General features: G+C 68.5%; 18 protein-coding genes. 8 read left to right on the top strand and 10 right to left on the bottom strand.

Annotated elements, in window-relative coordinates; translation table 11 throughout:
• Nucleotides 1-13: 13 nt before the first annotated feature.
• Nucleotides 14-1012: a signal peptide peptidase SppA gene (gene sppA, locus LPA46_RS01985; protein ID WP_230891138.1), complete on the bottom strand. Its 999-nt coding sequence runs from the start codon at nt 1010-1012 to the stop codon at nt 14-16.
• Between the two features lie 116 nt (nt 1013-1128).
• Nucleotides 1129-2031, bottom strand: a complete 903-nt coding sequence (locus LPA46_RS01980) for a coiled-coil protein (RefSeq protein ID WP_230887651.1) — start codon at nt 2029-2031, stop codon at nt 1129-1131.
• A 302-nt stretch (nt 2032-2333) separates the two neighbouring features.
• On the opposite strand from LPA46_RS01980, the gene LPA46_RS01975 reads away from it, so the two are divergent.
• Both LPA46_RS01975 and LPA46_RS01970 read left to right on the top strand, forming a co-directional pair.
• The gene (locus LPA46_RS01975) at nt 2334-2747 is read left to right on the top strand and encodes a DUF371 domain-containing protein (protein ID WP_230891629.1); all 414 of its coding nucleotides are present in this window, start codon (nt 2334-2336) and stop codon (nt 2745-2747) included.
• Nucleotides 2748-2803: 56 nt separating this feature from the next.
• Nucleotides 2804-3607 (top strand): endonuclease III domain-containing protein, encoded by an 804-nt coding sequence (locus tag LPA46_RS01970; protein WP_230891137.1) that lies wholly within the window; start codon nt 2804-2806, stop codon nt 3605-3607.
• On the opposite strand, the gene LPA46_RS01965 is transcribed toward LPA46_RS01970, so the two are convergent.
• From LPA46_RS01965 to LPA46_RS01955, 3 genes are all read right to left on the bottom strand, one after another.
• Entirely contained in the window at nt 3604-3963 is a 360-nt protein-coding gene (locus tag LPA46_RS01965; RefSeq protein WP_230891136.1) for a hypothetical protein, read from the bottom strand. The two genes, LPA46_RS01970 and LPA46_RS01965, sit on opposite strands and share 4 nt — an antisense overlap.
• Nucleotides 3964-4007: 44 nt before the next feature.
• Nucleotides 4008-4439 (bottom strand): DUF7332 family protein, encoded by a 432-nt coding sequence (locus LPA46_RS01960; RefSeq protein ID WP_230891135.1) that lies wholly within the window; start codon nt 4437-4439, stop codon nt 4008-4010.
• Between the two features lie 103 nt (nt 4440-4542).
• Nucleotides 4543-6468: a beta-CASP ribonuclease aCPSF1 gene (locus LPA46_RS01955; protein ID WP_230891134.1), complete on the bottom strand. Its 1926-nt coding sequence runs from the start codon at nt 6466-6468 to the stop codon at nt 4543-4545.
• A gap of 256 nt (nt 6469-6724) precedes the next feature.
• Here LPA46_RS01955 and LPA46_RS01950 point away from each other — a divergent pair, with 256 nt between their 5' ends.
• A complete protein-coding gene (locus tag LPA46_RS01950) occupies nt 6725-7213 on the top strand; it encodes a hypothetical protein (protein ID WP_230891133.1) in 489 nt (162 codons plus the stop codon).
• A gap of 50 nt (nt 7214-7263) precedes the next feature.
• Here the strand turns inward: LPA46_RS01950 and LPA46_RS01945 are convergent, their stop codons facing one another.
• Both LPA46_RS01945 and LPA46_RS01940 read right to left on the bottom strand, forming a co-directional pair.
• Nucleotides 7264-7404 carry a hypothetical protein gene (locus LPA46_RS01945; RefSeq protein WP_197407710.1) on the bottom strand — a complete coding sequence of 47 codons (141 nt, stop codon included), beginning with the start codon at nt 7402-7404 and terminating at the stop codon, nt 7264-7266.
• 78 nt (nt 7405-7482) lie between these two features.
• Complete coding sequence (locus LPA46_RS01940; protein ID WP_230891132.1) at nt 7483-8205, bottom strand: helix-turn-helix domain-containing protein; 723 nt, start codon at nt 8203-8205, stop codon at nt 7483-7485.
• Between the two features lie 208 nt (nt 8206-8413).
• On the opposite strand from LPA46_RS01940, the gene proS reads away from it, so the two are divergent.
• The 5 genes from proS (at nt 8414) to LPA46_RS01915 (ending at nt 17394) form a co-directional block, all read left to right on the top strand.
• Nucleotides 8414-9916 (top strand): proline--tRNA ligase, encoded by a 1503-nt coding sequence (gene proS, locus LPA46_RS01935; RefSeq protein WP_230891131.1) that lies wholly within the window; start codon nt 8414-8416, stop codon nt 9914-9916.
• Nucleotides 9917-10144: 228 nt separating this feature from the next.
• Nucleotides 10145-14599 carry a glutamate synthase large subunit gene (gene gltB / locus LPA46_RS01930; RefSeq protein ID WP_230891130.1) on the top strand — a complete coding sequence of 1485 codons (4455 nt, stop codon included), beginning with the start codon at nt 10145-10147 and terminating at the stop codon, nt 14597-14599.
• A gap of 87 nt (nt 14600-14686) precedes the next feature.
• Nucleotides 14687-15676 carry an SDR family oxidoreductase gene (locus LPA46_RS01925; protein ID WP_230891129.1) on the top strand — a complete coding sequence of 330 codons (990 nt, stop codon included), beginning with the start codon at nt 14687-14689 and terminating at the stop codon, nt 15674-15676.
• A 157-nt stretch (nt 15677-15833) separates the two neighbouring features.
• Complete coding sequence (locus LPA46_RS01920; RefSeq protein ID WP_230891128.1) at nt 15834-16304, top strand: GNAT family N-acetyltransferase; 471 nt, start codon at nt 15834-15836, stop codon at nt 16302-16304.
• A gap of 31 nt (nt 16305-16335) precedes the next feature.
• A complete protein-coding gene (locus LPA46_RS01915) occupies nt 16336-17394 on the top strand; it encodes an NAD(P)-dependent glycerol-1-phosphate dehydrogenase (RefSeq protein ID WP_230891127.1) in 1059 nt (352 codons plus the stop codon).
• Here the strand turns inward: LPA46_RS01915 and LPA46_RS01910 are convergent.
• The 3 genes from LPA46_RS01910 to LPA46_RS01900 are packed head-to-tail and all read right to left on the bottom strand — an operon-like array spanning nt 17391 to nt 19743.
• On the bottom strand, nt 17391-18425 hold the full coding sequence (locus LPA46_RS01910) for a lysylphosphatidylglycerol synthase domain-containing protein (RefSeq protein ID WP_230891126.1): 1035 nt from the start codon (nt 18423-18425) through the stop codon (nt 17391-17393). The two genes, LPA46_RS01915 and LPA46_RS01910, sit on opposite strands and share 4 nt — an antisense overlap.
• A 37-nt stretch (nt 18426-18462) precedes the next feature.
• Nucleotides 18463-19515, bottom strand: a complete 1053-nt coding sequence (locus tag LPA46_RS01905) for a M48 family metallopeptidase (RefSeq protein ID WP_230891125.1) — start codon at nt 19513-19515, stop codon at nt 18463-18465.
• A gap of 48 nt (nt 19516-19563) precedes the next feature.
• A complete protein-coding gene (locus tag LPA46_RS01900; RefSeq protein ID WP_230887665.1) occupies nt 19564-19743 on the bottom strand; it encodes a hypothetical protein in 180 nt (59 codons plus the stop codon).
• Nucleotides 19744-19762: the final 19 nt, after the last annotated feature.

Here is a 19762-nt window from a genome sequence, read left to right as displayed (position 1 = left end):
CCCCGCGCTCGGGTCACCGGAGGTCGACGTTCGTCCCGTCGCCGTCACCGACTGCGTCGGCCAGCCCCGCGCCGAACGCGTACGCCGCGCCGACGGCGGTCCGCCGCATCCGCACGAACATCCCGCGCGGCGGCTCGAACTCTCTAATTTCGACCTCGTGGCCGACTTCGGCTTCGAGGTACGCTTCGGCGTCGTCCCGGGTCCCGACTTCGTCCACGAGGTCGCGCTCGTGGGCGTCCCGGCCGACGTAGACGCGGGCCTCCGTGTCCCGAATCTGCTCGGGGGAGAGGTCCCGGCCCTCGGCGACGCGCTCGACGAACGACTCGTAGAAGTCGTCGACCAGCCCCTGGAGGTAGCGGCGGTCGTCCTCGCGCATCTCCCGCAGCGGGTTGCCGGCGTCCTTGTACTCGCCGGCGACGAAGCGCTCGTAGTCGACGCCGAGGTCGTCCGCGAGCGCCGAGGCGTTCAGCGTCGACCCGCGCACGCCGATGCTGCCGACGAGGCTGTTCTCGCGGGCGACCACGTGGTCGCAGGCGCTGGCAATCCAGTAGCCGCCGCTCGCGCAGACGTCGGTGACGTACGCGACTGTCGGCCCGTCGAAGTCGAGGACTGCGCGCCGGATATCGTCGCTCGGGACGACCTCGCCGCCGGGCGTGTTCAGGCGGACGGCGAGCGCGTTCGTGTTGCTGTCGTCGTCTGCGCGCTCGATCTGGTCGACCACGGCGTCCGCGGGAATCTGTCGCGGGTCGGTCGGTAGCGACTGCCCGCCGTCCCGTGCTATCGGACCCTCGACGCGGACTTCGGCGGTGTCGTACGCGCCGAACACGGTGTCCGCGGCGTTCCCGCCCAACTGGAGGAACACCACGCCGGTGAGGAGCGTCAACAGCACGCCGAGAATCGTGGGGCCGCCGGCCGGCGTCCGCACGAACAACACCCAGCCGACGACCACGCCGACGACCACGCCGAGTGCCAGCACGGTCAACCGGCCGACTCGTTTGGGGAGCGTGTCCATGGCTACGGCGTCGGCGGCCGGGCCCGTAATTCACGCGGCCGACACGGCGCGGGCCGCAGTCGTGGAAGTGCTGTCGCTACGCGCGGGAAAATACGGAGAAATCAGCAGTAGACAGCTTAGAGGTGACCGGACTTCTGGAGCTTGCGAAGGTCCTCGGTGTCGAGGGTCTCGCCCTCCTTGAACCGCTCGTAGATTTCCTCGGCTTCCTCGCGGGCTTCGGCCTGCTCGGCGGCGCGCTCGTCCTCGCGCTCTTCTTCTTCCTGCTTGTCGAGCTCGCGGAGGCGCTTCTGGACCTGCACGAACGCCTCGTGGTGGGCGTCGGCGGCTTCCTGGGCCTCGACGAACTTCTCGTGCATCTCGTCGGCCTCGTCACGGATGTCGTCGGCCTCGCGGTAGGCCTCGATCATCTCGTTGTGGTGCTCCTGGGCCTTGTCCGCGAGCTCCGTCACCTTCTCGTGGTGCTCGGAGGCTTCCGCGCGGACTTCCTCGGCCTCGTCGACGAGTTCTTCGAGGTCGCCGGAGGCGTCGAGTTTCTCCTTTCGGTCCTGGTACTCCTCGCGCTTGTCCTCGATTTTCTCGATGAGTTCGCGCTCGTCCTCCGTCGAGAGAACCTCGGTCTGCTGCTTGAACTCGAGCTGCTCGATTTCCTCCTTGAGCTCTTCGAGGTCTTTGCCCTCGTCGAGTTCGAGGTCCTCTTTGCGCTGCTCGACCTCGTCGAAGAGCTCGTTCGCCTCGGCGTTGAGCTCGTTGCGGACTTCCTTGTGTTCCTGGACGCGCTCGTTGAGCTCGTCGCGCTTCTCGCGGTGTTCCTGGGCCTCGTCGACCTTCTCGCGGGTCTTCGCGTTGAGTTCGTCGCGGTCGGAGGCGCGGGAACTGGCGAGCTGGTTCAGCTCGTTCCGGCGGTCGCGGAACTGGCCGGCGTTCTTGATGAGCTGACCCTTGGACTTCTCTTGAAGTTCTTCGTCAGTAATGAGTTCGTCTGCGCTCGATACTTCGATAGTTTGTTCTTCCTCAGCCATTGTTCAAACCTCGATGCCATACCCGCTGGGTGTTCGAGACAGCCGTCGCTCGGAGCGTGTTACTTCCCGGTCGGAAGGAGAACGTCCTGTCATTCTCTCGGGCTGTGCACGAACGCACGCAGCGTTCTGGTAACGGGTAATACTCCTCCACGCCACTTAAAATTTCCGACGGGGCGTCGCGTGCAAGCAGTTGTCAGACCCCGTTCAGCGAGTGCGAACGGCTCCCACGGGGACGGGTGGCTGCACTTAAAGAGCGGGCGTGGAACGCCGCACACAAGTGCGGCTACCGGCAACCCCAGCGCATGGAAGAAGTCGTGCGGGCGACCGGCCACGAACACGTCACCGCCGAACACGCGTCCACGCTGGAAGTGACGACCGACGACTACCTCACGCCCGCCGGCGACTGCATCGTCGGCATCGACGCCGACCGCGCGCCCGCGGACTTCGACCGCGACTTCGTCGCCGCCTGCCAGGACGAGGACGCCACGATTACGCTCGTGCTCGAAGCCGACGGCCACCGCGAGGAAGTGACGGGGTCGGGCCACCCGGACCTCGAGTACACGAACGAGCGCAGCATGGTCGGACGCACGAGCACGTACGTCGACGACCGTACCATCTTCGTGGACGCAGACAAGGCCGCGACGGACCTCGACCGCGACCTCGTCGCCGCGCTCGCGGACGGCGCGGACCTCACGGCGACGCTGCGCGTCGAGTAGCCCGCCGTCTGGGAGCCGTCGCGGTGCTTTTTGGTGTCCCCGACACACCTCCGAACATGGACGACGAGCCAGCAGAGAACATCTCGGGTGGCGACGCCGCGGCCGGCCGCTTCAGCGAGTTCGAACCCGGCGACGGCACGAGCCGCGCGGAAGCCGTCGTCGACCGGCTCGGCGACATGTACTGGCAGAAGGCCTACGGCGGCCGCGACGCCTTCGAGTGTCTCGTCCGGACGATTCTCAGCCAGAACACCAGCGACGTCGCCAGCCAGCCGGCGCACGACGCGCTGATGGAGAAATATAACTCGGGAGGGGACCTCGCGGAATCGCTCGCGGACGCCCACCAGGACGAACTCGCCGAAACCATCTCCTCGGCCGGGCTCTACAATCAAAAATCCGAGACGCTGATTCGCATCGCCGACCGAATCTGCGAGGAGTACGGTGGCGAGAAGGAGTTCGACAAGTTCGTGCGTACGGGCGACCCCGACGACGTCCGGGCGGCGCTGCTGGACATGAAGGGCGTCGGCCCGAAGACCGCCGACTGCGTGCTGTTGTTCGCGGGCGGGCGCGACGGCGTCTTCCCGGTCGACACGCACGTCCACCGCATCGCGCGCCGGCTCGGACTCGCGGCCCCAAACGCCGACCACGAGGACGTCCGCGAGGCCCTAGAGGCCGAGGTGCCTGGAGAGAAGTGCGGGTTCGGGCACACGGCGATGATTCAGTTCGGCCGCGAGTACTGTTCCGCTCGCAAGCCCGCGTGCCTCGACGGCCCCGAAGCCTGCCCGCTGTACGACCTCTGCGATAGAGTCGGTGTGGACGAACTCGCCGAAGAAGTCGTCGACCCCGCCGAAGCCGCCGATTAGAGGCTCCGCCAGCAGGTGTCCGCGAACGACGCCAGCGGCAGGTCGACGTCGGACTCGACGCTGACGAACAGCCCCGTGTACTCCTCCTCGGCGAAGTGGAACGCGGTCATCTCGTCGAAGCGGTGCATCGAGCAGTGGAGGTCGCCCGCGCCGAAGAGGTCTTCGAGGTGCTCGCGGCTGATGCCCTCGAGCACGAGGTTCCGGTGGATGGCGTCCGCGCGCTCGTCGAGGCGCGCGCCGACGTCCTCGCGGACGTAGCGTATCTCGTACCCCTCCCTGTCGTACTCGGCGACGACGCGCAGTGCGTCTCCGGCCTGCTGCTGGAGCTCCGCGACGAGTTCGTCGCCCTCTGGCATGGGTTGACATAACAATCCCGCAGGTTTGAAACTTCGGCTCCGCGCTACGGGCTGCTCCCGTTTATCGTCTCGTTGCCCTCGTAGCTGAAGTCGTCGCCCGAAGCCGGCCCCGCCGAGAGAAACGGCAGGTCGAGTTCCCACTCCGCGACGACGGAGAACCGCGAGAAGGGGTTCGAGAGGAAGCTACTCAGGTCGCCGACGCCGTCGAAGCGCAGTTGCACGTCGATGGCGACGACCTGCGTGTCCATCGCGTGGCCGACTGCGCTGAACCCGAAGTCGCCGGCCGCGCCGAGGTTCGTGAACAGGTCCATGTGGAGCCAGAACGTGATGTTGGTCTCGTTACCGCCGACGTCGAACCGGTAGCCGCCGTCGCCTTCGACCGGCTGGCCGGGCTGCGCGACCTGCGCGGCTTGCGCGGCGACGGCGGGGCCGACGAACGCCGTCGACACCAGCAGCGCCACGACGAACAGGCTCACTCCTCGCGTGTGCCTCACACCGTACAGTACCGCGACGTGGAGTATAGTGCTGTCGGCTTCTGCAACGACACGGCGAAAGACGACTAGAATCAGTCCGAGACGGCTAGACGAAGCGGAACGTCTCGAGGTTCTTCGGCGCGAACGTCCGCATGTTGTAGTCGTGGTAGAGCGCGCTGGAGAGGTCCTGCGTGGAGGACTCGTCGCCGTGCACGCACAGCACCTTCTCGGGGCGCGGGTTCATCGTGCGCACGAAGTCTTCGAGGCCCTGCCGGTCGGCGTGGCCGGAGAAGCCGTCGACGGTCTCCGTGTCCATCTCGAGCTGGAGGCGCTCCGTACGGCCGCTGCCGCGGGAGTCGGGCATCGGAATCTCGTCCCAGCCGGACTGGATGCGGCGGCCGAGCGTTCCCTGGGCCTGGTAGCCGACGAACGTCATCGTCGAGTCCGGGTCCGGACCGATGTGCTGAATCCAGGACATGATGGGGCCGCCGGTGACCATCCCGGACGTGGAGAGGATGATACACTGGTCGCCGTCGGCGACCTCCTGGCGTTCCTCCTCGCCGCCGTCGATGTGGTTGAATTGGGGCGCGAGGAACGGGTTCTCGTCCTCGTGGAAGATGCGGTCGCGGAGGTCGTCGCGGAGGTACTCGGGGTAGGTGGTGTGGATGGCGGTCGCCTCCCAAATCATGCCGTCCAGGTGGATGGGCATCTCGGGGATGTCGCCCTTCCGCATCGCCTCTTCGAGGACGAGCATCATCTCCTGGGAGCGGCCGACCGCGAACGCCGGAATCAGGACCTTCCCGCCGTCCTCGTACGTCTCGTTGATGACGCGCTTGAGTTTCTCCTCGGAGTCCTCCTGGTCGGTCTGGTAGTCGTTGCGACCACCGTACGTGGACTCGAGGACGAGCGTCTCCACGCGCGGGAAGTCGTTGACCGCGCCGTTGAACAGTCGCGTGTCCTCGTAGTGGATGTCGCCGGAGAACGCGACGTTGTAGAGGCCGTCGCCGATGTGGAAGTGCGAGACCGCGCTCCCGAGGATGTGGCCGGCGTTGTGGAACGTGAGCTTCACGTCAGGCGCGATGTCCGTGACGTCGCCGTACTCCAGCGGGATGCAGTGCTTGATGGCTTCGCGCACCATCTCGGAGTCGTAGGGAGGCGTTCGACCCTCCTTGGCGGCGACGTCGAGGTAGTCCAGCGTCAGCAGCCCCATGAGGTCCCGGGTCGGTTCCGTGGTGTAGATGGGACCGTCGTAGCCGTACTTGAACAGCAGCGGGATGAACGCGGAGTGGTCGAGGTGGGCGTGCGTGAGCACGACCGCGTCGATAGAATTCGCGCCCGCACCCAGTGCTTCCTGGACCTGGAGGTAGGGGACTTCGTCCTCGCTGCCGGGCTTGTCGCCGCAGTCGACGAGGATGCGCGTCTCGGGCGTCGAGAGGATGAAGCTCGCGCGACCGACCTCGCGGCAGCAGCCCAGCGTCGTGATGCGGACGTACTCGTCGTCGCTCATCTCCTCGCGGTGAATCTGGCGGCCGACCTTCTCTAGGATGTCGCGGCGCTCGTCGCGCTCGGACTTGAGGAAGTTCCGGACGTTCGAGACGGTGGAGGATTCGATGGGCGGCGTGCGCACGACTTCGGGCGTCCAGCCCGCGGCTTCCGTGATTTCGCGGAGCGTGGAGCCGTGGCGGCCGATGACCATCCCGGGCTTCTCGGCCTCGATGACGACCTCACCGGTGTCCTCGTGGAAGTCGAGGTCGGTGACGCCGGCGTCGTCGGGGATGACGTTCAGAATCTTCTCGCGGGCGGTCTCCGGGCGGGAGAGCACCGCGGGGTCGGGACGGACCGTGATGCGCTTGCGGAGTTTGCTCGCGAGCCGCCGAACGAGGTCGCCGTCCTGGGCGAACTGCTTGGGGTCCCGGGTGTAGACGACGAGCTCGGGGCCCTCGTACTTCACGTCGGTCACCGAGATGTCCGGCGGAATCTCGTTCGTAATCTGGTCCTGTAACTCTTCGAGTTGCTGGTCTACAGTGCTCATAGTCAGTGAATGAGGCCTCCTGCGTCCGCGTCTCCGTTAGGACCACTCGCGGCCCGCCGTAGGCGGGGTGAGGAGTGGACCGTAGAACGTGGTGAGTAGACACACTCTGTCGTCATTCCAGTATGGAGACCGGTGTTCCGGCCGAAGACGGCCGGGCCGCGGGGATACTACAGGAGAACCCGCTTACTCGGCAGTATGCGGTTCCGGTTATAAAAGCCTTCGCAAAGTTGGTAGTCGTTGACGCACGACGATGTGCATGGAACTGACAGCAGACGCGGTCGCGCGGGAGCGCGAGTGGGTGCTCGAACGGGCCGACGTCGTCGTCCCGCTAATCAACGACGTCCGGGACGCACTCGGCGACGCCTTCGACACCGACGTCGCCCCCGTGACCGACGCGCAGTACCGGGGTGCGGTCGAGGACGTGTTCGCGGACGGCGACCGCGCGGTGAACGTGGCGGCACTCGTTGCGCTGCTCCGCGACCTCGACGTCACCGACGACTACCCGGGGTTCGTCGTGGACGAACTGCTCGGCCGCGAGCTCGCCGCGATGATTGCGGGCGAGCAGCCGCTCCGGCTGCTCGCGGAGTCGACGTTCCACTACGCGGACGTCCACACCAGCGGCGACGGCGACGACGCTGCCGGCGCGGACGACCTGGACGCGGCGCTGGCGGCCGGCGTCCAGACGCGGCTCCCGGGCTGGGCGTGGACGGAGACCGAGAGCCCGTTCGACGTCGCGCGACGATAGCCGCGGCTACGGGGTTCGGTCGCCAGAGAAGGGTCGACGGCCGCGGGTCGCTACTCTTCGAACTCGATTTCGTCTTCCTGCGGGTCCGGCGGGTCGTCGGCGGCTGTCAGCGTGCGCTCGACTTCCTGCTCGCGGAGCTGTTCGCGCTTCTTCTGACCCTGCCGTTCGCGGCCGCGTTTCGTGTCGCCCATACAGTGGGGGACGTTCCCATACCACTTAGTTCTCTCGCCGAGCACGAGCGACGCGGAACGACCCCGAATTTTCGCGGTTCACGACAGCGCGTCGTCGACGAATTGGGAGACGACGAGGTCCTCGGCGCTGCGCAGCCGGTACTGGACCGTCGAGCGCGGGATGTCGAGTTCGTCGCTGAGGTCGCTGACCGTGACCTCCCGCGGCCGCGAGTAGTAGCCGTGCTCGACTGCGGCTTCCAGCACCGCGCGGTTCTCGGGCGTCAACTCGGCAGCGACCCGGGACTCGGCGTTCCAATTCCCGGCGCTGGAGAGCCGGGACAGCGACAGCGAGAGCCCGTCGCGCAGCTGGGCTTCGATGGCGTCGTAGACGCCGCCGACCGGCTGCTCGTCGGGGTGGAGCACGCGCCACCGGTACTCGTCGTCGCTCCGTCGCGCCTCGAAGACGACGCCGTCGCCGACGTGCTCGTGGACGTAGTGGGGGACCGAGTGGCAGCCGTGGACCTCCTCGCGGAACGTGTAGACGGTCCGAGAATTCGTGGACTCGTCGAGGACGTGGTACTCGCGGTACGTGTCACAGTCCGGGAGGTCCAGGCACTCGTTGCACCGCGATTCGTCGAGGAAGACGTCGTCGAAAGCATCCAAGGCTTCCTCCGTGCCGGTGGCGTGGTCGATGCGCCACATCCGCTCGCGGGTCGTGAAACAGACCGAGGTCCACGCTGTGAGACTGTCGTGCTCGATGAAGCAGTCCATGAGGGCGTCGCTCCCCGGTTCGAACGTCACTGTGAACTCGAACTCGCGCACGCCCACTCGTACGCGCCCGGCCACTAATTAGTTACTGCTAACTCCTCAGTATCTCGTGGTTCTGACGAATTGGGCGTGCCACGAGGACTGTGCGTATTTCCGTCGTATCTCTCCTCCGGGAGTTAGCGATAACCAATCCTCTCGGGGTTCGAGGCGCGCCCGCACACCTTCACGGGTTTTAAGAGCGAGTCAGGCCACAGTTGGGGTAATGAGCGACGAACAGGAGCTCGGCATCACCGAGTCCAAAGAGCACAGTCCAGGCGACTGGTACGCGGAAGTCGTCCAGAAGGCGGAGCTGGCCGACTACGCGCCGATGGGCGGGTTCATCGTCACCCGACCCCGCGGGTACGCCCTCTGGGAGGCGATTCAGGACAACCTCGACGGCTGGTTCAAGCAGACCGGCGTCGACAACGCCTACTTCCCGATGTTCATCCCCGAGTCGTACCTCGAGCGGGAGAAGGACATCGTCGAAGGGTTCGACCCCGAGGTCGCGTGGGTCACGCAGGGCGGCCACGAGGAGCTCGAGGAGCGCCTCGCCGTCCGGCCGACTTCCGAGTCCATCGTCGCGCCGTACATGGCTCAGTGGGTGCGCTCGCACCGCGACCTCCCGCTGCGCCTGAACCAGTGGAACTCCGTCGTGCGCTGGGAGGCCACGGAGACGAAGCCGTTCTTCCGCACGAAGGAGTTCCTCTGGCAGGAGGGCCACACCGCCCACGAGAGCGACGAGGAGGCGTGGGCCGAGACGACGCTGCGCCTCGACCAGTACCAGCGGCTCTACGAGGACGTCCTCGGGATGCCCGTGCTGCGCGGCCGGAAGCCCGACCACGACAAGTTCCCGGGCGCGGACACCACGACGACCGTCGAGGCGCTGATGCCAGACGGGAAGTCCGTGCAGGGCGGCACGAGCCACCACCTCGGCCAGTCGTTCGCGGAAGCGTTCGACATCACGTTCTCGGACGTCGACGAGGAAGAGCGCACCGCGTACACGACGTCGTGGGGGCTGTCGTGGCGCGCCATCGGCGCGCTCGTAATGAGCCACAGCGACGACCAGGGGCTCGTGCTCCCGCCGACGGTCGCGCCCAAGCAGGTCGTCATCGTCCCCATCTGGCAGGAGGACACCAAAGAGGACGTGCTCCAGTACTCCTCGGAAATCGCCGCGGAACTGGAGGCGCAGGGCGTGCGCGTCCACCTCGACGACCGCGACGAGCGCAACCCCGGCTTCAAATTCAACGAGTGGGAGTTGAAGGGCGTCCCCGTGCGATTCGAAATCGGCCCGAACGAGGTCGAGGACGAGGAAGTCACAGTCGTCCACCGGCCCGACGGCGAGGACGCCGTCGAGGACCGCGCGGACATCACGGCCACCGTCCACGACCACCTCGAGGACGTCTACGAGAAGCTCTACGACGCGGCCGCCGAGCGCCTCGACGAGAACGTGCGGGAGGCCGAGAGCCGCGAGGAGATTCTGGGCACCATCGGCCAGCACGGCGGCTACGTGAAGGCGCCGTGGTGCGGCGACGAGGCCTGTGAGGGCGAAATCAAAGACCAGATTCACGCCGAAATCGTGCTCGTGCCGCTAGCCGAGGACAGCGCCGCGCGCGCCGCCTCGGAGTTCGAGGACGAGCACCTCCCGACCCCCGACCACGAGGGCAAAGCGTGTGCGGTCTGTGGGGAGCCCGCCGAGGAGACCGCGTTCTTCGCGAAGTCGTACTGAGCCGGCGACTATTTGTCACGGTCGATTATTTAATGGTGGATGCGGTCGAAGGCAGAAGCAACCACAGCTACGAGTCCAACCCCAATACGGTGCCGACAGGCACCGAGAATACGGTTTGCGGGCGGAACGGACGCCGCGTTCGGGCACCTTAGTTTTCCTTATACGCATCTATATTACCCTTAGTGATTCAGGAGTAGGGTTTTACTCGGTCGTGCCACAGGCTGGCACATGCACCAGTCCGACAGCACGAACAACCGCCTCCTCGCAGACCCGACCGACGAACGGTCGAACTGCGGGGTCGGGGTCGTCGTCGACCTCGACGGTGGCCAGTCCCACCGCGTTCTCTCTGACGCGCTCGACGTACTGGAGAATCTCCAACACCGCGGCACCACCGGTGCCGAGGAGAACACCGGCGACGGAGCCGGCGCGCTCATCCAGACGCCCGACGGGTTCTTCGCCGACGTCTTCGGCGGCCTCCCCGAGACCTACGCCGTCGGCTCGTTCTTTCTCCCGCAGGACGCCGACGAACGCGCCGCAGTGGTCGAAACCGTCGAAGCCGCGCTCGCCGAGCACGGCCTCGCCGTCGACGCGTGGCGCGACGTCCCCACGAACAACGACGACCTCGGCGCGACTGCGGTCGACTCCGAACCCCACGTCGCGCAGGCCGTAGTACGTCCGAACGGTGCCGAGGACTTCCAGAAGGCGCTGTACGTCGGCCGGCAGGCCGTCGAAGCAGCCGTCGACCACGAGCGCTTCTACGTCTGCTCGCTCGACGAGGACACCGTCGTCTACAAGGGTCTCCTGAAGGGCGACCAGGTCGCTTCCTACTACCCCGACCTCACCGACGAGCGCGTCGAGACCGGGTTCGCGCTCGTGCACGCTCGCTTCTCCACGAACACGCTCGGCGCGTGGCACCTCGCGCACCCCTACCGGAACATCATCCACAACGGCGAGTTCAACACCATCCGCGGGAACGTCAACTGGATGCGCGCCCGCGAGTCGGACCTCGACGCCGCGGGGTTCACCGACGACGAACTCGAGACGGTGCTCCCGGTCATCGACGACCCCGAGCAGTCCGACACCGCCAGCGTCGACAACGCGCTCGAACTGCTGATGCAGACGGGGCGCTCGCTCCCGCACGCGCTCCGCATGCTCGTCCCCGAGGCGTGGCAGGGCGACGACGAGATGAGCGACGCGCGCAAGGAGTTCTACGACTACCACGCCAGCCTCGTGGAGCCGTGGGACGGCCCCGCGCTGGTCATCGGCACCGACGGCGACCGCATCGGCGGCGTCCTCGACCGGAACGGCCTGCGGCCGTGCCGCTACGAGAAGCGCTCGGACGGCACGCTCGTGATGGCGTCCGAGCAGGGCGCCTTAGAGGGCGACGTCAGCGAGGTCGAGGAGCGCGGCCGCCTTCGCCCCGGCCAGTTGTTCCTCGCGGAGCCCGGCGAGGGCGTCGTCGACGACGAGGACGTCTTCGAGGAACTCACCGACGAGCAGTACGGCGAGTGGGTCGAGCAGAACCAGCTCCGCCCGGAGACCGGCGAGGACGTGCTGCCCAGTGACCCGACCGAGGACCTGCGCTCCGAGCAGGCGATGTTCGGATACACGCGCGACGAACTCGACGAACTGGTCGCGCCGATGGTCCAGGACGGCAAGGACCCCGTCGGCTCGATGGGCGACGACGCGCCGCTCCCGGGCATCTCGGAGTTCAACCACCCGCTGGCGTCGTACTTCCGCCAGCTGTTCGCGCAGGTCACGAACCCGCCAATCGACTACATCCGCGAGGACCTCGTGACGAGCATGGAGACGCGACTCGGCCGGCAGAACAACCTCCTCGGCGAGTCCCCCGAGCACGCCGAGCAGGTCGTCCTCGACAGCCCCGTCCTGGCCGACAGCGACCTGAACGAAGTCGTGAACGCGGGCCTGTCGTCGGCGACCATCGACCTCTCGTTCGGGCCCGAGGAGTCCCTCGAAGCCGCCGTCGAGCGCGTCCAGCGCGAGGCCGCCGACGCGGTCGACGACGGCGTCGAACTACTCGTCCTCTCCCAGCGCGAGGCCGGCGAGGACGCGATTCCGGTGCCGAGCCTGCTGGCGACCGGTGCCGTCCATCACCACCTCACCCGCGAGGGGCTGCGGGCGCGCGCCGGCCTCGTCGTCGAAGCCGGCGACGTCCGCACCGTCCACCAGCTCGCGGCGACGGTCGGCTACGGCGCGGGCGCGGTCAACCCCTACCTCGCCATCGAGTCCGCCCGCGACATCGTCGCCGGGCCGGACGGCCCCGACCCCGCGGACGCGGTGTCGTCGTACCTGAAGGCCCACGAAGACGGCCTGCTGAAGGTGATGGCGAAGATGGGCATCTCGACGGTCGAGTCCTACCAGGGCGCCCAAATCTTCGAGGTCGTCGGCCTCGACTCGTCGGTCGTCGACCGGTTCTTCTCCGGGACGCCGAACCGCACGGAGGGCGTCGGCCTCGACGAACTCGAAGCCGACATCCGCGCGCGCCACGCCGCCGGCTTCGACGACGAACCGGACGTCGAGCGCATCGGCGAATTCGAGAACCGTACCTCCGGGCGGTTCCACCAGTGGAACCCCCAGACGGTCCACAGCCTCCAGGAGGGCGTGGACAACGGCGACTACGAGGCGTTTGAGGACTACGCCGAGCAGGTCAACGACCAGGCCGAACAGCTCCAGACGCTGCGCGGCCTCCTCGACATCGACACCGACGAGCGCGAGAGCGTCCCCGTCGAGGACGTCGAGTCGGCCGCGGACATCGTCGAGCGGTTCTCGACGGCCGCGATGAGCCTCGGGAGCCTCAGCCCGGAGGCCCACGAGACCAACGCCGAGGCCGCCAACGGACTCGGCGCGAAGGCGAACACGGGCGAGGGCGGGGAGCCGCCCGAGCGCTTCGGCACCGACAAGGAGTGCGCCATCAAGCAGGTGGCGTCCGGTCGGTTCGGCGTCACGAGCACGTACCTCTCGGCCGCCGACGACCTCCAAATCAAGATGGCGCAGGGCTCCAAGCCCGGCGAGGGCGGCCACCTCCCCGGGAAGAAGGTCAACGAGATGATTGCGGACGTACGGTGTTCGACGCCGGGCGTCGGCCTCATCAGCCCGCCGCCCCAGCACGACATCTACAGCATCGAGGACCTCAAGCAGCTCATCTCCGACCTCCGCGCGGGCAACCCGGACGCCCGCGTCCACGTGAAACTCGTCTCCGAGGCGGGCATCGGCACAGTCGCGGCGGGCTGCGCGAAGGCGGGCGCGGACTGCATCCACATCTCCGGCCACGACGGCGGGACGGGCGCGTCCCCGAAGACGAGCATCAAGCACGCCGGCCTCCCGTGGGAACTCGGGCTCGCGGAAGCGAACCAGCTGCTCGTGGAGACCGGCCTCCGCTCGCGCGTGACGCTGCGCGTGGACGGCGGCCTGAAGACCGGCCGCGACGTCGCGGTCGGCGCGCTGCTGGGTGCCGAGGAGTTCGCGTTCGGCACCGCGTCGCTGGTGTCGGCGGGCTGCGTGATGGCGCGCATCTGCCACACGAACAACTGCCCGACCGGCGTCGCGACGCAGGACGACGAACTCCGCGAGCGCTTCCACGGCACGCCGGAGAAGGTCGCGAACTACCTCACGTTCGTCGCGCGCGAACTCCGCGAACTGCTCGCGGAGTTGGGCTACACGAGCGTCGAGGACGCCGTCGGCCGCGTCGAACACCTCTCCCAGCCGGAGAGCACCCACCCGAAGGGCAAGCACATCGACCTCTCGCGCGTGCTCGCCGAACCCGAGGGCAACGGCCGCACGCACACCGTCGAGCAGGACCAGCCCGACATGGAACTCGACGAGAGCATCATCGCGGACGCGCAGGCGGCCATCGCGGGCGACGAGTCCGTCTCGCTGACCCGCGAGATTACGACCCGCGACCGCACCGTCGGTGCGCGCGTCTCCCACGCCGTCAGTAGCGAACACGGCGTCGAGGGACTGGCCGACGACACGCTCAACGTCACGCTCGAAGGGAACGCCGGCCAGTCGTTCGGCGCGTTCCTCGCGTCCGGCGTCACGATGTCGCTGACCGGGGCCGCCAACGACTACGTCGGGAAGGGGCTCTCGGGCGGCACGCTCGCCGTCGAGACGCCGCCGGAAGCGGGCTTCGAGCCCGCGGAGAACACGCTCGTCGGCAACGTCGCGCTGTACGGCGCGACCGACGGCGAGTGCTACGTCAACGGCGTCGCCGGCGAGCGCTTCGCCGTCCGGAACTCCGGCGCGCACGCCGTCGTGGAAGGCGTCGGCGACCACGGCTGCGAGTACATGACCGGCGGCATCGTCGTCGTGCTCGGCGACGTCGGCCGGAACTTCGCCGCGGGGATGTCCGGCGGCGTCGCGTACGTCCACGACCCCGACGGCGACTTCGAGGACCGCTGCAACACCGGGATGGTCGCGGTCTCCCGCGACCTCTCGGAGCGCGACGAGTCCGCGATTCGCCGCCTCGTGGAGAACCACGCCGCGCGCACCGACAGCGACCGCGCGGCCGAACTGCTCGGGAACTGGGAGGAGGCGGTCTCGGACTTCGCGGTCGTCATGCCGGACGCCTACCAGGAAGCCATCGACGAGCGGCCGGAAGCGGACGCGCGCCGCTCGCTGCCCGCCAGCGCCATCGAGGGCTCGCTCGCCGGCAGCGCCGACTGACGCCGTAGCCCCGAATTCGTCGGTATTTCTCGTGCGGTTTACTTCCGAATAGCCACCGCTTTTGTGGCGGCCACCCAACCCGCCAGTATGGATTCCGCGCTCGTTGTCGGCGGCACGCGCTTCATCGGCCGCCACCTCGTGGAGGAACTGCTCGCCCACGACTACCGCGTCACGACGTTCAACCGCGGGAAGCACGACGACCCGTTCGCGGACGACGACCGCGTCCACCACGTGCAGGGCGACCGCACCGACCGGAAGGCCCTGCTGACGGCGAAGCGGGAGGTCGAGCCCGACGTGGTCTTCGACTGCGTGGCGTACAAGCCACGGGAAGTCGAGCACGCCATCGACATCTTCGGCGGCGTGGACGCCTACGTCTACGTCTCCAGCGGCGCCGCGTACGCCGACGAGGACGTCCCGAAGCGCGAGGACGAGACGACCCTGGAGAGCTGTACCGCCGAGCAGGCGACCGACGACTCGATGGAGACGTACGGCCCGCGGAAGGCCGCCGGCGACCGCATCGTCTTCCAGGCGGCCGAGCGCGGCGTGAACGCGATGAGCGTGCGGCCGCCGGTCGTCTACGGCCCCCACGACTACACCGAGCGCCTCGCGTACTGGGTCCACCGCGTCGCCGAGCACGACGAGGTCGTCGTCCCCGGTGACGGCACGAACCTCTGGCAGCGCGTCTACGTCGAGGACGTCGCCCGCGGCCTCCGCCTCGTCGCCGAGGAGGGCGAGCCGGGCGAAGCGTACAACGTCGGCGACCGGAATGCGGTCAGCCTCGACCGCATGCTCGACCTGATTGCGGACGCGCTCGGGACGGACGTCGAGCGCGTGTACACGAGCCCCCGCGAAGTCGACATCGTCGACCTCGACCTCGAGGGCTTCCCGCTGTACCGCGACTACCCCCACCTGCTGGACACGTCGAAAGTCGAAGAACTCGGCTACGAGTCCACGCCCGTCGAGGAAGCGATGGCGGAGACCGTCGACGCCCACCGCGAGCACGGCCGCACCGGCGAAGAGGAAGGTCCGGACCGCGAGGACGAGGAGCGCCTCCTCGACGTGCTCGGCACGGTCTGAGACGAGAACAGTTCGCACACCCGCCGAACGCTTATTTTGTGGCGCGCCGAACCACGGCGTAGCGCGATGACCTGGCTTCTCGTCACGTGACGGCTCCCCGTTCGTGGGGGGCTGTCGCCGCTCGGACCGCTTTTGACTACCGACAGCCACGAAATCCATGCGAATACGAGAAGCCACATCAGAGGACGCACAGACCGTCGAAGACGAACTGCTCGTGCCGGGATACCGCGAGACGGCCGCGGTCGCGCCCGAGTACAGCGAACTCGACGAGGATGGGGTCGCGGCGTCGAGTGTGGACCGCTGGCTCGACGACGACGAGCGCGTGCTGTTCGTCGCCGAAACCGACGGCGACCTCGCGGGCTACGTCTCTGACGGCCGCCACGAAAGCCCGCCAATCTACGCTCGCGGGACGTACACGAACGTCGACGGCCTCTACGTGAAACCCGCGTACCGCCGCGACGGGCTCGCCAGCCGCCTGCTCGACCGCATCGAGGCGTGGGCTGCCGACCGGGGCTGCGAGTACGTCGGCGTCTCCGCGCACGTCGCCAACGACCCCGCTGTCGAGCTGTACGACGACCGCTTCGAGCGGACGTACGTGAGCTATCGTGGGCGAATCGACGACGAGTAGACTTTTACTCGTCCCCGGGCGAGGCTTGGACATGTTCGAGAAGTCGAAGTGGATACGCCTCCCGCGGAGCGTCGTGCTCGGCCACGACGTGCTCTCGCAGACCCGGGAGGTCGTCGTCGAGACCCACTTGACCGGGCGGCCGCTGGTCGTCACCAGCGAGACGCCCCGGGAGGTGGCCGCCGACCGCATCGTCGCGCAGTTCGAGGCCGCGGGCGACGACCCCGAAATCGTCGTCGTGGAGGAGGCGACCTTCGAGGCCGTCGAGGACGTGCTCGACGTCGCGCGCGGGATGGAGGTCGGCTACCTCGTCGGTGTCGGCGGCGGGAAGCCAATCGACATCGCGAAGATGGCCAGTGACCACCTCAACGTCGGGTTCGTGAGCGTGCCGACGGCGGCGAGCCACGACGGCATCGTCTCGGGGCGCGGGTCGGTGCCGGAGGGCGACACCCGGCACTCGGTCGCGGCAGCACCGCCGGTCGCGGTCGTCGCGGACACGGGCGTCATCGCGGACGCGCCGTGGGAGTTGACGACCGCGGGCTGCGCGGACATCATCTCCAACTACACCGCCGTGAAGGACTGGCGGCTGGCGAACCGCCTCCAGAACGTGCCGTACAGCGAGTACGCGGGCGCGCTCAGTCAGATGACCGCGGAGATGCTCGTCGACAGCGCGGACTCCATCAAACCGGAGTTGGAGGAGTCCGCGTGGATGGTGATGAAGGCGCTGGTCTCCTCGGGGGTCGCGATGTCCATCGCGGGCTCCTCGCGGCCCGCGTCGGGGAGCGAGCACCTGTTCAGCCACCAACTCGACCGCATCGCGCCCGGGAAGGCCCTCCACGGCCACCAGGTCGGCGTCGGCTCGATTCTCGCGGAGTACTTGCACTCGGGCGAGCAGGGCGAGTGGCGGTCCGTCCGAGACGCGCTCGCCAGTCTGGACGCGCCGACGACCGCGGACGGGCTCGGCGTCACCGACGAGGAAGTGCTGGAGGCGCTGACGTCCGCCCACGAGATTCGGGACCGCTACACGATTCTGGGGTCGGGCATCAGCGAGGATGCCGCAATCGAGGCCGCGACGAGGACGGGCGTCATCTAGTCGGCGAGTTCGCCGGTCGCCGCGACGTCCAGCGTCCACAGGGAGAGCCCGCCCGCCATCACCTGCACGAGCACCATGCTCGACCGGTAGAGTACGAGCGCGGAGGCGAGTTCGCCCAGCGAGTGCGGCGTGAGCGTGACGAGCACGCCGCCGAGCGCGACGTCCACCGGGCCGATACCGGCGGGCAGCGGGACGGCGCGCGCGAACCCGGAGACCGTCACCGCGACCATCACGACCGCGGGCGACACCACCACGCCCACCGCGAGCAGACTGACGAACAGCGGAATTATCCAGCAGAGCCACGCGGCGTGGGCCGCGGCGAGCACGGTCACGAACCGCGAGCGGTCCGCGGTGAGCCGACTCAGCGTCGCGAAGAACTCGTCGAGACCGCGGCGCACGCGTCCGGCGTCGAGGCGCACGTCGTGGCCGGGAACGACGCGCGCCAACACGGGCTCGAACGCGAGTGCGAGCCGAGTGACGACGGCAGCGACGGCCTCGCGGTAGGCTTCGAGGACGACGCCGGCCGTGGCGATGGCGGCCAGCACCGCACCGAACGCGACGAACAGGCCGACCGTTCCCGCGGGGTCCTGGCCAGCGACGACGACGCCGAGCACGCCGACGCCGCCGACGACGGCGGACGCGACCATCATCACGAACTCCCAGCCGGTGACGCCAGCGACGGCCTCGCTGACGGTGACGTCGCCGTGGCGGCTCACCGTGTACGCGACGAATCCGCCGCCGCCGACGTTCCCGGCCGGGAGGAAGTTCCGGACGATGGCGGCGCCGTAGAACGCCCGCCGCGCGAGCGCGCCCCGGACGCTCCACACGGGGAAGCCGAGCGCGACGCGCGTCCCCTCGCCGCCGGCGAGCAGCGCGAGCGCGGCCCCGAGCGGCGCGAACGCGTAGGTAGCGAGGTTGGCGTCGCGGAGGTTCCGGAGCACGCGGTCCCAGCCGACCCCGGTGACCAGCAGGGCGGCGATGGCGACGGCGACGACGACCCGGAACGCGACGCGTCGGCGGTCGAAGTCCACGGTGGCACCTCGCGGGGAGTCAGGAAAAACGGTTGGGTCACCGGAGCCGGCTGCGGCGCCGGCCGACCGCGGGGTGGAACGAGACCAAACGCGCGAACCGCGAGTGCTCCGTGGGGACGAGGCCGCGGTCGGCGAGCGTGGCGAGCGCGCGCTCCATCGCGGCGTCGCCGATGTGAGCCGCGGCGTACGCGTCGGCGTCGAACTCCGTCCACCGCACCAGCGGACCGACCGCGAGCAGCAACACGAACGAGAGCACGACTGCCGGCACGAACGCGTCCACGACGCCGTTCGCGACGAGGAAGATGGGTGCGAGCGCGAGCCCAGTAGCGAGGAAGCGCGCGACGACGTGGCCGCGGCGGTGGTGGCCGACCTCGTGGGCGATGACGGCGGTCGTGGCGTCGGCGTCGAGCGTGCGGAACAGCGCGTCCGTCACGAACACGTACCGGGAACCGGGCAGCACGCCCGCGGCGACGGCGTTCGCGACCGGGTGGCTGCCAGTCTCGACGACCCGCACACGCAGGCCGTCGGCGCACGCGGGAACGACGGCGGCTTCGGCGTCGGTCGGCGCTCGCACGGGGCCGAAGCACGCGGCGAGCGGCGGGAGCGCGACGGCGACGAGCGCAGCGGCACTGACGACGGCGACGAGGCTCGTGGTCCCGCTCGGAGCAGCCAGCCACACGCCGACGACGAACAGCGCGGGCGCGACGAGCACGGCAGCGAGTCCGAGGAACCGCCGGACTGTCGCCGCGTAGTCGGTCACGTTCCCGGTGACGCTCGCCCACGCGGGCCGCGTGCCGAGGTGGACCGCGAACGCCGGGACGACGCCACCGACGAGCACGGTCACGGCGAGCGCGCCGAACGCGCCGACGGCGTCCGGCACGGGGAGCGCAGCCGCGAACGCGTCGTCGAGCGGTGAATCAGTGACCGTGAATAGGCCGAAGAGTGCGGCGCTCGCCTGCAGGAGACGGTTCGCGCGCCGCAGCCGCGACGCGGCCGTCACGCGGTCCGTCGCGCGGACGGCAGCAACGCCAGCGAGTCGGCTCGCTACGTACGCGACGACGGGGAGGGCGAGGACCACGGCAGCGTGCATCACGTGGCGGTAACTCGGGCTCCCACTAACAGTTGTCGCGGGGGGAGGTCACTCTCGCTGGATGTACGCGTACACGATGGCGAACGCGAGCCCGCCGGCGACCCCGCGGACGACCGCGCCGGCGACGTCGCCGTCGAGGACGAGCAGTTCGGCTGCCACGAACATCGCCACCCACAGCGCGACGACGAGCGCGCCGAACAGCCACGGGTTCGTCAAGTCGACTTCCATGGTGGGCGGTGACGGCCGC

This window comes from Halobacterium sp. KA-6, from assembly GCF_021029015.1.
Lineage (GTDB): Archaea > Halobacteriota > Halobacteria > Halobacteriales > Halobacteriaceae > Halobacterium.
The sequence above is the reverse complement of the archived record's forward strand: the minus strand, read 5'-3'. Positions and strand labels throughout refer to the sequence as shown.